The sequence below is a fragment of the Streptomyces sp. NPDC002324 genome, from assembly GCF_053593335.1.
Genome location: NZ_JBSFCF010000001.1, coordinates 281,746 through 297,593, shown reverse-complemented (window position 1 = coordinate 297,593; position 15,848 = coordinate 281,746). Strand labels below are relative to the sequence as shown.

Genomic DNA, 15,848 nt, shown 5'->3' with positions numbered 1-15,848 from the left:
AGGCAGCCCGCCCCTAGCGGAGCGCCTCGCTGCGGACCTCGACCACCCGGAAGCGGTTGGCGACGAAGGCTCCGTCGCACAGGGCCGCGTTCGCCGCCGGGTTGCCGCCGGACCCGTGGAAGTCCGAGAACGCCGCCGTCTGGTTCACGTACACCCCGCCCGTGAGGTTCAGCGACAGCTGCGCGCACTCCTCCAGGCAGACCTCCTCGACGGCCTCGGCCACCTCCTCGGAGGTCGTGTACGCGCCGACGGTCATCGCGCCCTTCTCGCCGATGGTCCGGCGCAGCAGCTCCAGCCCCTCCGCGGCCGAGTCGACGGCCACGGCGAACGACACCGGCCCGAAGCACTCGCTCAGGTAGGCGGCCTCGTCCTCCGCGCCCTCCCAGTACTTCCGCGCGCCGTCGAGCTTCACGATCACCGGTGTGCGCACGACGGCGTCCGGGAACTCTGGGTTGGTGATCTCCCGTGAGGGGAGCGCGACTTCGCCGAGCGACGCGGCCGCTTCGAGGCGGGACTTGACGTCGGGGTTCACGATCGCGCCGAGCAGCGCGTTCGCGCGCGCGTCGTCGCCCAGCAGACCCCCGACCGACCGGGCGAGGTCGGCGACGACCTCGTCGTAGGACTTGGCGCCCTGGTCGGTGGTGATGCCGTCGCGGGGGATGAGCAGGTTCTGCGGGGTGGTGCACATCTGGCCGCTGTACAGGGACAGGGAGAAGGCCAGGTTGGAGAGCATGCCCTTGTAGTCGGCGGTGGAGTCGATCAGCACCGTGTTGACGCCGGCCTTCTCCGTGTAGACCTCCGCCTGGCGGGCGTTGGCCTCCAGCCAGTCGCCGAAGGACGTCGAGCCGGTGTAGTCGATGATGCGGATCTCGGGGCGGGTGGCCAGGTCCTTGGCGATGCCCTCGCCGGGGCGTTCGGCGGCCAGCGCGACCAGGTTGGGGTCGAAGCCGGTCTCGGCGAGGACCTCGCGGGCGACCTGGACGGTGAGGGCGAGCGGCAGCACCGCGCGCGGGTGGGGCTTCACGAGGACCGCGTTGCCGGTGGCGAGGGAGGCGAACAGGCCCGGGTAGCCGTTCCACGTCGGGAAGGTGTTGCAGCCGATGACGAGGGCCGTGCCGCGCGGCACCGGCTTGAACTTCTTGGTGAGCGCGAGTGGGTCGCGCTTGCCCTGGGGCTTGGTCCACTCCGCGTCGTCCGGGGTGCGGACCTGCTCCGCGTACGCGTACGCCACCGCTTCCAGGCCTCGGTCCTGGGCGTGCGGGCCGCCGGCCTGGAAGGCCATCATGAAGGCCTGGCCGCTGGTGTGCATGACGGCGTGGGCGAACTCGTGGGTGCGGTCGCTGATGCGCTTGAGGATCTCCATGCACACCGCGGCACGCGCCTCCGCTCCCGCGTCGCGCCACGCGCGCCGGCCCGCCTTCATGGCGGGCAGCAGCGTGTCGAGGTCGGCGTGCGGGTAGGTGACGCCCAGCTCGATGCCGTACGGCGAGACCTCGCCGCCCACCCAGTCGTCGGTGCCGGGTTGCCCGAGGTCGAGACGGGTGCCGAGGAGGGCGTCGAAGGCTGCCTTGCCCTCGGCCATCCCCAGGCTTCCGTTCTCGCCGTAGGCCTTGGGGTGTTCGGGGTGGGGCGACCAGTACGCGCGGGTGCGGATCGCTTCCAGCGCCTGGTCGAGGGTGGGCCGGTGCTTGGCGATCAGGGCGTGCGCGGACGGTTCGGCGGCCATGCTTGACCAACTCCTCACGTCAGACACTCTTCTTCGAGCTCTGACCTGGGCAGGAACAGGCGGACAGAGTTAGAGTAACCGAACGATCGGTCGGGACAAGGGGGTCCGCCGCATCTGTGGACAACCCCGTGCGGGAGGATCGCGCACATGACAGGACTCGACCCCGGCAGCCCCGTGGCCGTCGTAGGTACCGGCACCATGGGCCAGGGCATCGCCCAGGTCGCGCTGACCGCGGGCCACCTCGTACGGCTGTTCGATGCCGCGCCCGGCCGTGCGAGGGAGGCCGCCGAGGCGATCGGCGCCCGGCTCGACCGGCTCGTCGCCAAGGACCGCATGACCGGCGCCGACCGGGACGCCGCGCGCGCCCGGCTGCACGCCGCCGAGGATCTCGCCGACCTCGCGGACTGCGGTCTGGTCGTCGAGGCGATCCTGGAGCGGCTGGACGCCAAGCAGGAGCTGTTCCGCGCGCTGGAGGACGTCGTCGGCGAGGACTGCCTGCTCGCCACCAACACCTCGTCCCTGTCCGTCACGGCCATCGGCGGCGCCCTGCGCAACCCGGGCCGCTTCGTGGGCCTGCACTTCTTCAACCCCGCGCCGTTGCTGCCCCTCGTCGAGGTGGTCTCGGGCTTCGCCACCGACGTGACGTCGGCCACGCGCGCGTACGAGACGGCCCGCGCCTGGGGCAAGACGCCCGTCGCCTGCGCCGACACCCCCGGCTTCATCGTCAACCGCATCGCTCGGCCGTTCTACGCCGAGGCCTTCGCGGTGTACGAGTCGCAGGCCGCCGAGCCCGTCACCATCGACGCGATCCTGCGCGAGTGCGGCGGCTTCCGGATGGGCGCCTTCGAGCTGACCGACCTGATCGGGCAGGACGTCAACGAGTCCGTCACCCACTCCGTGTGGCAGGCATTCTTCCAGGACGTGCGCTTCACGCCGTCACTGGCCCAGCGCCGGCTCGTCGAGTCCGGCCGGCTCGGCCGCAAGACGGGCCAGGGCTGGTACGACCACACCGACGACGCCGAGCGGCCCGAGCCGCACACCGCCGATCCGGTCCCGCCGCCCGCGTACGTCGTCGTCGAGGGTGACCTCGGCCCCGCCGGCGACCTGCTCGCGCTCTTCCGGGAGGCGGGCATCCCGGTCCGCGAGGACGAGGAGGACCACGGCACCCGGCTCGTCCTGCCGAGCGGCGGCCAGCTGGCCCTCGCCGACGGGCAGACCTCCGTGGAGTTCCGGGACGTCGTCTACTTCGACCTCGCGCTCGACTACCGCAGGGCCACCCGGATCGCCCTGTCCGCCTCCCAGGACACCTCGCAGCAGACCCTCGCGGAGGCCATCGGTCTCTTCCAGGCGCTCGGCAAGGACGTCAGCGTCATCGGGGACGCCCCCGGCATGATCGTCGCCCGCACGGTCGCACGGATCATCGACCTCGCGCACGACGCCGTCGCCAAGGGGGTGGCCACCAAGGAGGACATCGACACGGCGATGCGTCTGGGCGTCAACTACCCGATGGGGCCCTTCGAATGGAGCCGCAGGCTGGGCCGCAACTGGGCGTACGCCCTCCTGGACGACCTGCACCTGCGCGACCCCTCCGGGCGCTACGCGCCCTCGCTGGCGCTCTACCGCCACGCCTACGCCTCCGACAAGCGGGAGGGCACGTCCTCATGACGACCGCCAAGCGCGACACGTACACCCCCGAGACGCTGCTGTCGGTCGCGGTCCGGGTCTTCAACGAACGCGGCTACGACGGCACATCCATGGAGCACCTCTCCAAGGCGGCCGGTATCTCCAAGTCGTCGATATACCACCACGTCACGGGCAAGGAGGAGTTGCTGCGCCGGGCCGTCAGCCGGGCGCTGGAGGGTCTCTTCCAGATCCTCGACGAGGAGCCTGCGCGCGCGGGACGCGCGGTGGAGCGCCTGGAGCACGTCGTGCGGCGCATGGTCGAGGTGCTGCTCGACGAGCTTCCCTATGTGACCCTGCTGCTGCGGGTGCGCGGCAACACCGACACCGAGCGCTGGGCGCTGGAGCGGCGCCGCGACTTCGACCACCGGGTCGCCGAGCTGCTCAAGGCCGCGGCCGCCGAGGGCGACGTGCGCCGGGACGTGGAGGTGCGGCTCGCGACGCGGCTCGTCTTCGGCATGATCAACTCGATCGTGGAGTGGTACCGGCCGGAAGGGCGGGGCATGGGCGAGCGGGAAGTGTCCGAAGCCGTGGTTCATCTGGTGTTCTCGGGACTGCGGGCCCAGGACTGACTGCGGGCCGAGGGCTGGTGGCTCAGGGGGGCGGGTTCAGGGCTGCGGGCTCAGGAATGCGGGCTCGGGGCTGCGGGCTCAGGAATGCTGGCTTAGGGCTCAGGGCTCAGGGCTCAGGGCTCAGGGCTCAGGGCTCAGGAATGCAAACCCAGGGCTGCGGGCTCAGGGCTGCGGGCTCAGGAATGCAAACCCAGGGCTGCGGGCTCAGGGCTGCTGGCCCAGGACTGGGGGACCGCGCGTCGGGACCAGTCGCGGGAGGTCCGGTCCCCCGGTCTGCCCGCCTGATGCCGCCGTCCGCCGCTGATACCGCCGCGTCCCGCCGGCCCCGCTGCCCGGGGACGATTCACCCCTCCGGTTCCACGTCCTCCTCCTCGAAGACCAGCAGGGTCCGGGTGCTGAGCACCTCCGGGATGGCCTGAAGCTTGGTGAGGACGACCTCGCGCAGGGCCCTGTTGTCCGAGGTGTGCACCAGGAGCAGGACGTCGTAGTCGCCGCCCACCAGCGCGATGTGGGCGGCGCCGGAGAGCTGGCGCAGCTGGTCGCGGACCGTGCGCCAGGAGTTCTGCACGATCTTGAGGGTGATGTAGGCCGAGGTGCCCTTTCCGGCGCGCTCGTGGTTCACGCGCGCCCCGAAGCCACGGATCACGCCGTCCTCGACGAGGCGGTTGATGCGGGCGTAGGCGTTGGCGCGGGAGACGTGGACGCGTTCGGCGACGGACCGTATCGAGGCGCGGCCGTCGGCCTGCAGCATGCGCAGGATGTCCTGGTCTATGGCGTCCAGCGGTCGAGGGGGCGGCAGGGCCGGGCCGTGCTCCGGCGGCTCGGCCATTTGTTCAGGTGCCATGTGCCCCTGCCTCCCTACCATGGACGGACTGCGTTCATTCCAGGCTGTGCAGAACCGTTTGTCCACAGCCTGAGGGTGCCTGTAGCCAAAATGCGTCAGCGACCGAACAATCGGTAGGTGAGGCGTGTCACAACCCGTGCCACGCCCCTGAGCCACTCCCACGAGGAGGTGCCGTATGACGGTCATGGAGCAGCGGGGCGCGTACCGCCCGACACCGCCGCCCGCCTGGCAGCCCCGCACGGACCCCGCGCCGCTGCTGCCCGACGCGCTGCCGTACCGCGTGCTCGGCACGGACGCGGCGGCCGACGCCGACCCCGCGCTGCTGCGCCGGCTCTACTCCGAGCTGGTGCGCGGCCGCCGCTACAACACGCAGGCCACCGCCCTGACCAAGCAGGGCAGGCTCGCCGTCTACCCCTCCAGCACCGGTCAGGAGGCGTGCGAGGTCGCCGCCGCCCTCGTCCTCGAAGAGCGGGACTGGCTCTTTCCCAGCTATCGCGACACGCTCGCCGCCGTCGCCCGTGGCCTCGACCCCGTGCAGGCGCTCACGCTGCTGCGCGGTGACTGGCACACCGGCTACGACCCGCACGAGCACCGGGTCGCCCCCCTGTGCACCCCGCTCGCCACCCAGCTCCCGCACGCCGTGGGCCTCGCGCACGCCGCCCGCCTCAAGGGCGACGACGTGGTCGCGCTCGCCCTGGTCGGCGACGGCGGCACCAGCGAGGGCGACTTTCACGAGGCGCTGAACTTCGCCGCCGTCTGGCAGGCGCCGGTCGTCTTCCTCGTCCAGAACAACGGCTTCGCGATCTCCGTCCCGCTCGCCAAGCAGACCGCCGCCCCGTCGCTGGCCCACAAGGCCGTCGGCTACGGGATGCCGGGCCGTCTGGTCGACGGCAACGACGCGGCGGCCGTGCACCAGGTGCTCGCCGAAGCGGTGGCCCACGCGCGCGCGGGCGGCGGTCCCACGCTGGTCGAGGCGGTGACGTACCGCATCGACGCCCACACCAACGCCGACGACGCGACCCGCTACCGGGGCGACGCCGAGGTCGAGACCTGGCGCGCGCACGACCCGATCACCCTCCTGGAGCACGAGCTGACCGAGCGCGGCCTCCTTGACGAGGACGGCATCCGGGCCGCCAGCGACGCCGCCGAGACGATGGCGGCCGACCTGCGCGAGCGCATGAACCAGGACCCGGTCCTCGACCCCATGGACCTCTTCGCCCACGTCTACGCCGAGCCCACCCCCCAACTGCGCGAACAGGAAGCCCTGCTCAGGGCCGAGCTGGCGGCGGAACACGAAGGGGCGCACCGATGACCACCGTGGCCGTCAAGCCCGCCACCATGGCGCAGGCGCTCAACCGCGCGCTGCGCGACGCCATGACCGCCGACCCCACCGTGCATGTCATGGGTGAGGACGTCGGCGCCCTCGGCGGCGTCTTCCGGGTCACCGACGGGCTCGCGAAGGAGTTCGGTGAAAACCGCGTCACCGACACTCCGCTCGCCGAGGCGGGCATCCTCGGCACCGCCGTCGGCATGGCCATGTACGGGCTCAGGCCGGTCGTGGAGATGCAGTTCGACGCGTTCGCCTACCCGGCGTTCGAGCAGCTCATCAGCCATGTCGCCCGCATGCGCAACCGCACGCGCGGGGCGATGCCGCTGCCGATCACCATCCGGGTCCCGTACGGCGGCGGCATCGGCGGCGTGGAGCACCACAGCGACTCCTCCGAGGCGTACTACATGGCGACTCCGGGCCTCCATGTCGTCACACCCGCCACGGTCGCCGACGCCTACGGGCTGCTGCGCGCCGCCATCGCCTCCGACGACCCGGTCGTCCTCCTGGAGCCCAAGCGGCTGTACTGGTCGAAGGACTCCTGGAACCCCGAGGAACCGCAGGCCGTCGACCCGATCGGCCGCGCGGTCGTGCGCCGCGCCGGCCGCAGCGCCACCCTCATCACCTACGGGCCGTCCGTGCCCGTCTGTCTGGAGGCCGCCGAGGCGGCCACGGCCGAGGGCTGGGACCTCGAAGTCGTCGACCTGCGCTCCCTGGTGCCCTTCGACGACGAGACGGTCGCCGCGTCGGTGCGCAGGACCGGCCGGGCCGTCGTCGTGCACGAGTCCGGCTCCTACGGCGGGCCGGGCGGCGAGATCGCGGCCCGCGTCACCGAGCGCTGCTTCCACCATCTGGAGGCGCCCGTGCTGCGCGTCGCCGGGTTCGACATCCCGTACCCCCCGCCCATGCTGGAGCGGCACCATCTGCCCGGCGTCGACCGGATCCTGGACGCCGTGGGGCGCCTGCAGTGGGAGGCGGGGAGCTGATGGCCCAGGTGCTGGAGTTCAAGCTGCCCGACCTCGGTGAGGGGCTGACCGAGGCCGAGATCGTGCGCTGGCTGGTCCAGGTCGGGGACGTCGTCGCGATCGACCAGCCGGTCGTCGAGGTCGAGACGGCCAAGGCCATGGTCGAGGTCCCCTGCCCCTACGGCGGTGTCGTCACCGCCCGCTTCGGCGAGGAGGGCACGGAACTGCCCGTCGGCGCGCCCCTGTTGACGGTGGCGGTGGGGGCACCCGCCTCGGACGCCTCGGCCGGTGAGGGCTCCGGCAACGTGCTGGTCGGATACGGCACCGGGGCACCGCCGGCGCGTCGCAGGCGGGTGCGGCCCGGGGAGCCGGTCCGGCCCGCCGTCCCCGCCGAGTCGTCGATGCCGCGCACCACCGTCGACGCGGCCCCCGTCGCGGTCGCCGCTCCCGCGTGCCCGGACGGGCCCGTGCCGGTCATCTCCCCGCTCGTCCGCCGTCTCGCCCGCGAGAACGGCCTGGACCTGCGGAAGCTGCACGGCTCGGGCCCCGAGGGACTGATCCTGCGGGCGGACGTGGAGCACGCGCTGCGGGTCGCTGCGGCCCCGGCTCCGGCCCCGGCCCCGGCCCCGGCTCCGGCGCCGAGCGCCGTGACTGCGCAGCCGGTCGCCGCGCCCGCACCCGCCGAAGCCCCCTCCGCCACCCGGATCCCCCTGCGCGGTGTCCGGGGCGCCGTCGCCGACAAGCTCTCCCGGAGCCGGCGCGAGATCCCCGACGCGACCTGCTGGGTGGACGCCGACGCAACGGAACTGATGCGCGCCCGTACGGCGCTGAACGCGGCCGGCGGCCCGAAGATCTCCGTCCTCGCGCTCCTCGCCCGGATCTGCACCGCCGCGCTGGCCCGTTTCCCGGAGCTGAACTCGACCGTCGACATGGAGGCCCGCGAGGTCGTCCGGCTCGACCGGGTGCACCTCGGGTTCGCCGCGCAGACGGACCGGGGGCTGGTCGTGCCCGTGGTCCGGGACGCGCACACCAGGAACGCGGAGTCGCTCGCCACCGAGTTCGCCCGGCTGACCGAGGCGGCGCGGACCGGGACACTGACGCCCGGCCAGCTGACCGGCGGGACCTTCACCCTGAACAACTACGGCGTCTTCGGCGTCGACGGCTCCACCCCGATCATCAACCACCCCGAGGCCGCCATGCTCGGCGTCGGCCGCATCGTCCCCAAACCGTGGGTGCACGAGGGCGAGCTGGCGGTACGGCAGGTCGTGCAGCTCTCGCTCACCTTCGACCACCGGGTGTGCGACGGCGGCACGGCGGGTGGCTTCCTTCGCTTCGTGGCGGACTGCGTCGAACAGCCGGCGGTGCTGCTGCGCACGCTCTGAGCAGCGGAGGTACCCGGTCGGGGCCGATCGCCCATTTCTGTCGGACCCGACCGGGCCCTGGTCGAGCCGTCTCCCCCGCGTTCCCTGTGATCGTCGCGGCCCGCATACTCGGGGGGTGACCGCGTATGAGCCCCCGGGCGACCCCGGTACCGAGGCGTTCGACGCCGTCGTGCTCGCCGGAGGCGCCGCCCGGCGGCTCGGCGGCGCCGACAAGCCCGCCGTGCGCGTGGGCGGCCGGGCGCTTCTCGACCGTGTGCTGACCGCCTGCGCCGGGGCGGCGACGACCGTGGTCGTCGCCGAACCCCGGGCCACCGCACGGCCCGTGCGGTGGGCCCGTGAGGAACCCCCGGGCGGCGGCCCGCTCGCCGCGCTGGGCGCCGGACTCCGGCACACCACCGCGCGTCACGTCCTCGTGCTCTCCGCCGACCTGCCGTTTCTGGAGGAGGCGACGGTACGGCGGCTGCTGCGCGCCCTCGCGGACAGCGAGGACAGCGCGGACACCGCCGACGGCGTGCTGGTCACCGACCCCGACGGCCGTGACCAGCCCCTCGTGGCGGCCTACCGGGCCGAGCCCCTGCGCCGCGAGCTGGCCCGGCTCGCCGCCGGGCACGACGGCCTCACCGGGCTCCCCCTGCGACGGCTGACCGCCGCGCTGCGCCTCACCCGTATCACCGACCCGGTCGCGTCTTTCGACTGCGACACCTGGGACGACATCGCCGCCGCCCGCGCACGGATCAGGGAGCATGGCCACGTGTTGGATGAATGGATTTCCGCAGTCAAGGACGAGCTGGGGATCGACCTCGACGTCGACATCACCGAACTGCTCGATCTCGCCCGTGACGCCGCCCACAGCGTGGCCCGGCCCGCCGCCCCGCTGACCACCTTCCTGATCGGCTACGCCGCCGCCAGGGCCGGGGGAGGCCCCGAGGCGGTCACCGAGGCCGCCCGCAAGGCGTCCGCCCTGGCCCTGAGCTGGGCCGACGAGAACACCGGGTCCGGCGGCCCCGGCCAGGACACCGGTCCGGCCGTCGGATGACCGCTCAGGACGCCGAGGAACTCGACGTGGAGGAGGCGCTGGCCGTGGCCAACGACAGGGCCGTCCAGGGTCCCAAGGAGCCCCGCTCCTCCCGCGAGACCTCCACGACCGGCCGGCCCGATAAGCACGCGTCCCAGGGCGACGCGCACGGGTCCAAGGGCGACGCCCACCACAGGGCCACCTCCTGGCCCGAGGCCCGGGCCGTCGCCGAGCGCGCCGCCCGCTCGGCCGGCCGCCGGGCCCCCGTCTCGGTCACCGTCGACAAGGCCCTCGGACTCGTTCTCGCCGCGCCCCTGACCGCCCTCACCGATCTCCCCTCCTTCGACACCTCCGCGATGGACGGCTGGGCGGTGGCGGGCCCCGGCCCCTGGGCCGTGCGGGAGGACGGTGTGCTGGCCGGGCAGGCCGATGCCGGGCGACTCACGGACGGGGAGGCTGTCCGGATCGCCACCGGCGCCCGTATTCCGCCCGACACCACGGCCGTTCTGCGCAGCGAGCACGGCCGCACCGATGACCAGGGACGGCTGCATCCGACCCGGGACGTCTCCCACGGGCAGGACATCCGCCCACGGGGTCAGGAGTGCCGCCACGGCGACCAACTGCTGCCGCTCGGCACGCAGATCACCCCGGCCGCGCTCGGGCTCGCGGCGGCCGCCGGGTACGACACGGTGAGCGTGCTCCCCCGCCCGCGCGTCGAACTGCTGGTCCTGGGCGACGAACTGCTCACCGACGGGCTTCCGCGCGAGGGCCTCATCCGCGATGCTCTCGGCCCGATGCTGCCGTCCTGGCTGCGGGCACTCGGCGCCGAGGTGACTGCCGTACGCCGCCTCGGGGACGACGCCGACGCCCTGTACCGGGCCGTCAAGAAGTCCTCCGCCGACCTCGTCGTGACCACGGGCGGCACGGCCGCCGGACCCGTCGACCACGTCCACCCCATCCTGCGTCGCCTCGGGGCCGAACTCCTCGTCGACGGCGTGAAGGTGCGCCCGGGGCATCCCATGCTGCTGGCCCGCACCAAGCAGGACCAGCATCTCGTCGGGCTGCCCGGCAACCCGCTGGCCGCCGTCTCCGGGCTGTGCACGCTCGCCGAGCCTCTGCTGCGGACTCTCGCCGGACGTCCCGCCCCGGAGCCGTACGCGGTGCCGCTGCGGGAGGGGGTGCACGGGCATCCGTACGACACCCGGCTGGTTCCCGTCGGTCTGCGCGGTGACGATGCCGTGCCGCTGCACTACAACGGTCCCGCTATGCTCCGCGGAATCGCCACCGCCGATGCCCTTGCCGTCGTACCGCCCGGCGGCGCCCGCCCCGGTCAGGAACTGGAACTGCTCGACCTGCCCTGGGCGACCGCCGGGATCCAGGTGTGTTTCACGTGAAACGTCGATGCGGCCGACCAGCCGTAGGACCGACGGTGTTTCACGTGAAACAACGGGCTGTCGGGGGCGGGGTACAGCCAGGGGATGTACGTCGAAACGGGGAGTGTTTCACGTGAAACTGCCGGGCCAGGACGCGATCGCCCGCAACGCGGACGAGCGTCTGGTGACCCACCAGGTGAGGCTGCCGAGACGGGAGGTCGAGCGGCCGATCCGGCAGGTCGCCAAGCGGCTGGCGATGGCCTTGTTCGTGCTGGTCGCGACCGCGTTCATCGTCTATGCCGACCATGAGGGGTACAACGACAACTCCGACGGGTCGGTGGACCTGCTGGACGCGTTCTACTACGCCACCGTCACCCTCTCCACCACCGGGTACGGCGACATCACCCCGGTCAGTGACGCGGCGCGGTTCACCAACATCTTCGTGATCACGCCGCTGCGGGTGCTGTTCCTGATCATCCTGGTCGGCACCACGCTGGAGGTCCTCACGGAACGCACCCGTGAGGAATGGCGAGAGAACCGCTGGAGGGCGGCCTTGAGGGAGCACACCGTTGTCGTCGGCTGGGGGACCAAGGGGCGGTCGGCGATCCAGACCGTCTGCGCGACCGGACTGAAGAAGGAGCAGGTGGTCGTCGTGGACCCCAGCTCCAAGGTCATCGAGGCCGCGACCGCCGAGGGGTACACGGGGGTCATCGGTGACGCGACCCGCAGTGATGTGCTGCTGCGGGCCGAGGCGCAGAAGGCGCGCCAGATCATCATCTCCACCGCGCGGGACGACACCGCCGTCCTGGTCACGCTGACCGCCCGCCAGCTCAACCGCCAGGCCAAGATCGTGGCCGCCGTGCGGGAGGAAGAGAACGCGCCGCTGCTGAAGCAGTCCGGGGCGGACGTCGTCATCACCAGCGCCAGCGCGGCCGGACGGCTGCTCGGGCTCTCCGTACTCAGCCCCGCTGCCGGCATGGTGATGGAGGACCTCATCCAGCAGGGCAGCGGTCTCGACATCGCCGAACGGCCGGTCATAAAGGCCGAGGTGGGACGCGGGGTGCGAGAGACGGAGGACCTGGTGGTCAGCGTGCTGCGCGGACATCGGGTGCTCGGCTACGACGATCCGTCCATCGGTGAACTCCAGCTGACGGACCGGCTGATCACCATCGTCCGGGCCACGCCGAGCACGAAGATCACCCCCGAGACCAAGCACCTGCCGTAGAGGGAGCGAAAGGTGGGCCCGGGGCGCTGCGCCCCGGGCCCACCTTTTTTCGTGACGCTCGCCTACTTGCGGTTGTAGAGCCGCATCGTGATCGGTCCGAAGACCAGCACGAACAGGGCGGACCAGCCCAGTGTCCAGGCGATCTCCGCGGTGGGCCACTCGCCCGCCATCAACTCGCGGACCGCCGACGCCAGATGCGTGACCGGGCTGTTGTTGACGAACGCCTGGAGCCAGCCCGGCATCGTGCTCGGGTCGACGAAGACGTTGGACAGGAAGGTCAGCGGAAAGATCACCATCATGCTGACGCCCATCACGGACTTCTCGGTGCGCAGCATCAGGCCGAACATCGTCCAGATCCACGAGAACGCGAACGAGAAGACGATGAGCAGCGCGACCCCGGCGACCACGCCCAGCACCCCGCCGTCCGGGCGGTAGCCGAGGATCATGCCGACGGTGAGCATCACCGCGGACGCGATCGCGTACCGCAGGGCGTCGCCCAGCAGGTAGCCGACCATCGTCGACGGCCGCCAGATCGGCAGCGAGCGGAAGCGGTCGAAGACGCCCTTCTCGATGTCCGTGTTGACGGAGACACCGGTGTACATCGTGATCATCACGACCGACATCACCAGGATGCCCGGCAGCAGGAACTGGATGTACTCCTCCGGTGAGCCGGCCAGCGCACCGCCGAAGAGGTACGTGTACATCAGCACCATCATGATCGGGAAGGCGGTGACGTCGAAGAGCTGCTCCGGCACGTGCTTGATCTTCAGCATGGCCCGCCAGCCGAAGGTCAGGGACGCCGACAGCGCGCTGGGCCGTGGTGGCCGTTCCCTGGAGATGAGCAGCGCGGCGAGCGACTCGGCGCTGACGGGGGCGAGTTCCTGGTTCTCGGTGGTGGTCGCGGTGCTCATACCGCCGCCTCGTCCTTCGTCTCGGGGGCGTCGTCGGCCTGCGTGGCCGCCGCCTTGGTGTCGTGTCCGGTGAGGGCGAGGAAGACCTCGTCCAGGCTGGGCTGCCCCAGCGAGAAGTTGTCGACGGTGATGCCGGTGCGGGCCAGTTCGGCGAGTGCCCGGGCGGCCGCTTCGGCGGCGCCCTGCCCGCCTGCGGAGCCGCCGCCCACGCGCGCGGTCAGCGCCACCGGGTCCGGCTCCCGCTGCACCTCGGCGTCCAGGGCGAGGCGCAGCACCTCCTCGGCCTGCGGCCGCTGGGCCGCGTCGCGCAGCCGCAGATGGACGGAACCGGCCCCCACGGACGCCTTCAGCTCGCCCTTCGTGCCCTCCGCGATCACCTTGCCCTGGTCGATGACCGCGATCCTGGACGCCAGCTGGTCCGCCTCGTCCAGATACTGCGTGGTCAGCAGCACCGTCGTGCCCTGGGCGACCACCGCGCGCACGATGTCCCACACCTGGTTGCGGCTGCGCGGGTCGAGGCCCGTCGTGGGCTCGTCGAGGAACAGCAGGTCGGGAGTGTTCAGGATGGACGCGGCGATGTCGATACGGCGCCGCATGCCGCCCGAGTAGTGCTTGACCTGCTTCCCGGCGGCCTCGCTCAGCCCGAAGGCCTCCAGCAATTGTCCGGCGCGGAGCCGTGCCGCCTGTTTGCCGTGGCCGAGGAGGCGGGCGAGCAGCACCAGGTTCTCGGTGCCGGTCAGGTCCTCGTCCACGGAGGCGTACTGCCCGGTCAGGCTCACCCGGCCGCGGACCTCGTCGGCCTCCCGGACGACGTCGTGACCGAAGACGTGCGCCTCGCCCCCGTCGGGGCGCAGCAGGGTGGCGAGCATCTTCACCGTGGTCGTCTTGCCGGCGCCGTTCGGGCCGAGGACGCCGTAGACCGTGCCGGCCGGCACGGCCAGGTCGACGCCGTCGACGGCCCGGGTCTCGCCGAAGGTCTTCACCAGACCCGCGGTCTCGATCGCGAGGCCGGACGTCTGTGCGCTCATGTCTGAGATCCTTCCGCGTACGGGGCCCGTGTCCTGGGCTATGCAAGGGGAGACCATGGGGACCGCCGAAACTCATCGGTCGCCGCGCGGAAAGTCGCCACTGCTTCGCACTCGGGGCCGACGCGTGTCGTCGTGCGTCCGCACGGCGGTGGAGTTCTCACGATCTCGCCGATGGGCTGTGAACGCATCCCTGTGACGATCACGGGCTCAGGATCGGCGGTGCGGGGCGGTTGGGGGCCGGGCCGCCCGCCGAGGGGAACCGAGGTCGGGCGCAGGCCGGGCGGGGCCGGTGGCAGAGGCGTGAAGGTGTGGGTGCCGAGGGTGTGACGCCGAGGTCGGGGAGTAGCGTCCCCCTCATGCATGCGATCACGATTCCCGAACCCGGCGGACCCGAGGCCCTGGTGTGGGACGAGGTCCCCGACCCGGTGCCCGGCGAGGGCGACGTGCTCATCGAGGTGGCGGCGAGCGCGGTGAACCGCGCCGACCTGCTCCAGCGGCAGGGTTTCTACGACCCCCCGCCCGGCGCCTCCCCCTACCCCGGCCTGGAGTGTTCCGGGCGGATCGCGGAGATCGGCCCCGGTGTGGCCGGGTGGAACGTCGGTGACGAGGTGTGCGCGCTGCTCTCGGGCGGCGGCTACGCGCAGAAGGTCGTCGCCCCGGCCGCCCAACTGCTGCCCGTGCCCGCCGGTGTCGGCCTGACCCGGTCGGCCGCGCTGCCCGAGGTGGTCTGCACGGTCTGGTCGAACGTCTTCATGATCGCCCACCTGCGCCCCGGTGAGACCCTCCTCGTCCACGGCGGCTCCAGCGGCATCGGCACGATGGCCATCCAGCTCGCCAAGGCCGTCGGCGCGAAGGTCGCGGTCACGGCGGGTACCGCGGAGAAGCTCGAACAGTGCGCCGCCCTGGGGGCGGACATCCTGATCAACTACCGCGAGCAGGACTTCGTCGAGGAGGTCCGCAAGGCCACGGACGGCAAGGGCGCGGACGTGGTCCTCGACAACATGGGCGCCAAGTACCTCGACCGCAATGTCCGGGTCCTCGCCGTCAACGGCCGCCTCGCGATCATCGGCATGCAGGGCGGCGTCAAGGGCGAGCTGAACATCGGCGCCCTCCTCGCCAAGCGCGCCGCGATCAGCGCGACCTCGCTGCGCGCCCGCCCCCGGGAGGAGAAGGCCGCGATCGTCGCCGCCGTACGCGAGCACGTGTGGCCGCTCGTCGACGGCGGCCATGTGCGCCCCGTCGTGGACCGTGAGATCCCCATGGACGACGCGGCCACGGCCCACCGGGTGCTGGAGGAGAGCGGCCACATCGGCAAGGTTCTGCTGGTCGTGCCGTAGCGGACCGGGCCCGTACCGAGCCGGGGTGCGACCCGGCTCAGTACCGCCTGATCCGCAGTCCGACGAAGGCCAGACCGAGGCCCACGCCCAGCAGGATGAGGCCGCTGCCGAGGGTGAGGACCCGCAGGACGGGTTCCTCGCCGGTCGCGCCGTCGGTTCCGGGCGGCGCGACCGGAACCGGCAGGGCCGCGTCCGGGCCGTCCGGCTCGGGGGCGGGGTCCTCCGGAGGCACGTACGTCTCGTCTCCCGGGGCCACGGGCCAGGCCTCCTGCCGACCCGGCCGCTCCCGTCCCTCGCCGGCGCGACTGCCGGCCCAGGAGGTCGCGGGGTCGGGCTCGGCCGCGTGCGCGGCCGGCACGGCCCCCGCCACCAGGACCACGAACAGTCCCGCGACGAGGACGAGTCCCGTCAGGCGTGTCGTGCGAAGCGTAGGAGCCACGCCCTCAGGCTCACACGCCCCCCG

At 72.3% G+C, this 15,848-nt stretch carries 14 protein-coding genes; 9 read left to right on the top strand and 5 right to left on the bottom strand.

Annotation, left to right across the window (positions count from 1 at the left end):
* Positions 1-13: 13 nt before the first annotated feature.
* Positions 14-1,726, bottom strand: a complete 1,713-nt coding sequence (paaN, locus tag ACWCRJ_RS01265; RefSeq protein WP_450937309.1) for a phenylacetic acid degradation protein PaaN — start codon at positions 1,724-1,726, stop codon at positions 14-16.
* 147 nt (positions 1,727-1,873) lie between these two features.
* On the opposite strand from paaN, the gene ACWCRJ_RS01260 reads away from it, so the two are divergent.
* Together ACWCRJ_RS01260 and ACWCRJ_RS01255 are read left to right on the top strand one after the other, a co-directional pair.
* On the top strand, positions 1,874-3,391 hold the full coding sequence (locus ACWCRJ_RS01260) for a 3-hydroxyacyl-CoA dehydrogenase (RefSeq protein WP_450937308.1): 1,518 nt from the start codon (positions 1,874-1,876) through the stop codon (positions 3,389-3,391).
* A complete protein-coding gene (locus tag ACWCRJ_RS01255) occupies positions 3,388-3,978 on the top strand; it encodes a TetR/AcrR family transcriptional regulator (protein WP_450937307.1) in 591 nt (196 codons plus the stop codon). The genes ACWCRJ_RS01260 and ACWCRJ_RS01255 overlap by 4 nt, the downstream gene beginning before the upstream one ends.
* A gap of 343 nt (positions 3,979-4,321) precedes the next feature.
* On the opposite strand, the gene ACWCRJ_RS01250 is transcribed toward ACWCRJ_RS01255, so the two are convergent.
* Positions 4,322-4,807 (bottom strand): Lrp/AsnC family transcriptional regulator, encoded by a 486-nt coding sequence (locus ACWCRJ_RS01250; protein WP_005483056.1) that lies wholly within the window; start codon positions 4,805-4,807, stop codon positions 4,322-4,324.
* Positions 4,808-4,997: 190 nt separating this feature from the next.
* Here ACWCRJ_RS01250 and pdhA point away from each other — a divergent pair, with 190 nt between their 5' ends.
* From pdhA to ACWCRJ_RS01220, 6 genes are all read left to right on the top strand, one after another.
* Positions 4,998-6,134, top strand: a complete 1,137-nt coding sequence (gene pdhA, locus ACWCRJ_RS01245) for a pyruvate dehydrogenase (acetyl-transferring) E1 component subunit alpha (RefSeq protein ID WP_450937306.1) — start codon at positions 4,998-5,000, stop codon at positions 6,132-6,134.
* The gene (locus ACWCRJ_RS01240) at positions 6,131-7,135 is read left to right on the top strand and encodes an alpha-ketoacid dehydrogenase subunit beta (protein ID WP_450937305.1); all 1,005 of its coding nucleotides are present in this window, start codon (positions 6,131-6,133) and stop codon (positions 7,133-7,135) included. Before pdhA ends, ACWCRJ_RS01240 begins: the two co-directional genes overlap by 4 nt.
* Positions 7,135-8,496 (top strand): dihydrolipoamide acetyltransferase family protein, encoded by a 1,362-nt coding sequence (locus ACWCRJ_RS01235; protein WP_450937304.1) that lies wholly within the window; start codon positions 7,135-7,137, stop codon positions 8,494-8,496. The genes ACWCRJ_RS01240 and ACWCRJ_RS01235 overlap by 1 nt, the downstream gene beginning before the upstream one ends.
* Positions 8,497-8,611: 115 nt before the next feature.
* The gene (locus ACWCRJ_RS01230) at positions 8,612-9,532 is read left to right on the top strand and encodes an NTP transferase domain-containing protein (protein ID WP_450937303.1); all 921 of its coding nucleotides are present in this window, start codon (positions 8,612-8,614) and stop codon (positions 9,530-9,532) included.
* Complete coding sequence (locus ACWCRJ_RS01225; RefSeq protein WP_450937302.1) at positions 9,529-10,905, top strand: molybdopterin molybdotransferase MoeA; 1,377 nt, start codon at positions 9,529-9,531, stop codon at positions 10,903-10,905. Before ACWCRJ_RS01230 ends, ACWCRJ_RS01225 begins: the two co-directional genes overlap by 4 nt.
* A gap of 112 nt (positions 10,906-11,017) precedes the next feature.
* Positions 11,018-12,109 (top strand): potassium channel family protein, encoded by a 1,092-nt coding sequence (locus ACWCRJ_RS01220; protein WP_046915239.1) that lies wholly within the window; start codon positions 11,018-11,020, stop codon positions 12,107-12,109.
* Positions 12,110-12,171: 62 nt separating this feature from the next.
* Here the strand turns inward: ACWCRJ_RS01220 and ACWCRJ_RS01215 are convergent, their stop codons facing one another.
* Together ACWCRJ_RS01215 and ACWCRJ_RS01210 are read right to left on the bottom strand one after the other, a co-directional pair.
* Entirely contained in the window at positions 12,172-13,020 is an 849-nt protein-coding gene (locus tag ACWCRJ_RS01215; protein WP_005483065.1) for an ABC transporter permease, read from the bottom strand.
* A complete protein-coding gene (locus tag ACWCRJ_RS01210) occupies positions 13,017-14,048 on the bottom strand; it encodes an ATP-binding cassette domain-containing protein (protein WP_450937301.1) in 1,032 nt (343 codons plus the stop codon). Before ACWCRJ_RS01210 ends, ACWCRJ_RS01215 begins: the two co-directional genes overlap by 4 nt.
* 356 nt (positions 14,049-14,404) lie before the next feature.
* Between ACWCRJ_RS01210 and ACWCRJ_RS01205 the strand changes: the two genes are divergently transcribed.
* Positions 14,405-15,385: an NAD(P)H-quinone oxidoreductase gene (locus ACWCRJ_RS01205; RefSeq protein WP_450937300.1), complete on the top strand. Its 981-nt coding sequence runs from the start codon at positions 14,405-14,407 to the stop codon at positions 15,383-15,385.
* Between the two features lie 37 nt (positions 15,386-15,422).
* Here the strand turns inward: ACWCRJ_RS01205 and ACWCRJ_RS01200 are convergent, their stop codons facing one another.
* The gene (locus ACWCRJ_RS01200; RefSeq protein ID WP_450937299.1) at positions 15,423-15,824 is read right to left on the bottom strand and encodes a hypothetical protein; all 402 of its coding nucleotides are present in this window, start codon (positions 15,822-15,824) and stop codon (positions 15,423-15,425) included.
* Between the last annotated feature and the right edge of the window lie 24 nt (positions 15,825-15,848).

What these genes read in the sequence shown, in the direction of transcription:
- pdhA (WP_450937306.1), top strand. Translation starts at nt 4,998, where the DNA reads ATGACGGTCATGGAGCAGCGGGGCGCGTACCGCCCGACACCGCCGCCC.
- ACWCRJ_RS01210 (WP_450937301.1), bottom strand. Translation starts at nt 14,048, where the DNA reads ATGAGCGCACAGACGTCCGGCCTCGCGATCGAGACCGCGGGTCTGGTG.
- ACWCRJ_RS01240 (WP_450937305.1), top strand. Translation starts at nt 6,131, where the DNA reads ATGACCACCGTGGCCGTCAAGCCCGCCACCATGGCGCAGGCGCTCAAC.
- ACWCRJ_RS01235 (WP_450937304.1), top strand. Translation starts at nt 7,135, where the DNA reads ATGGCCCAGGTGCTGGAGTTCAAGCTGCCCGACCTCGGTGAGGGGCTG.
- ACWCRJ_RS01215 (WP_005483065.1), bottom strand. Translation starts at nt 13,020, where the DNA reads ATGAGCACCGCGACCACCACCGAGAACCAGGAACTCGCCCCCGTCAGC.
- paaN (WP_450937309.1), bottom strand. Translation starts at nt 1,726, where the DNA reads ATGGCCGCCGAACCGTCCGCGCACGCCCTGATCGCCAAGCACCGGCCC.
- ACWCRJ_RS01205 (WP_450937300.1), top strand. Translation starts at nt 14,405, where the DNA reads ATGCATGCGATCACGATTCCCGAACCCGGCGGACCCGAGGCCCTGGTG.
- ACWCRJ_RS01260 (WP_450937308.1), top strand. Translation starts at nt 1,874, where the DNA reads ATGACAGGACTCGACCCCGGCAGCCCCGTGGCCGTCGTAGGTACCGGC.
- ACWCRJ_RS01225 (WP_450937302.1), top strand. Translation starts at nt 9,529, where the DNA reads ATGACCGCTCAGGACGCCGAGGAACTCGACGTGGAGGAGGCGCTGGCC.
- ACWCRJ_RS01255 (WP_450937307.1), top strand. Translation starts at nt 3,388, where the DNA reads ATGACGACCGCCAAGCGCGACACGTACACCCCCGAGACGCTGCTGTCG.
- ACWCRJ_RS01250 (WP_005483056.1), bottom strand. Translation starts at nt 4,807, where the DNA reads ATGGCCGAGCCGCCGGAGCACGGCCCGGCCCTGCCGCCCCCTCGACCG.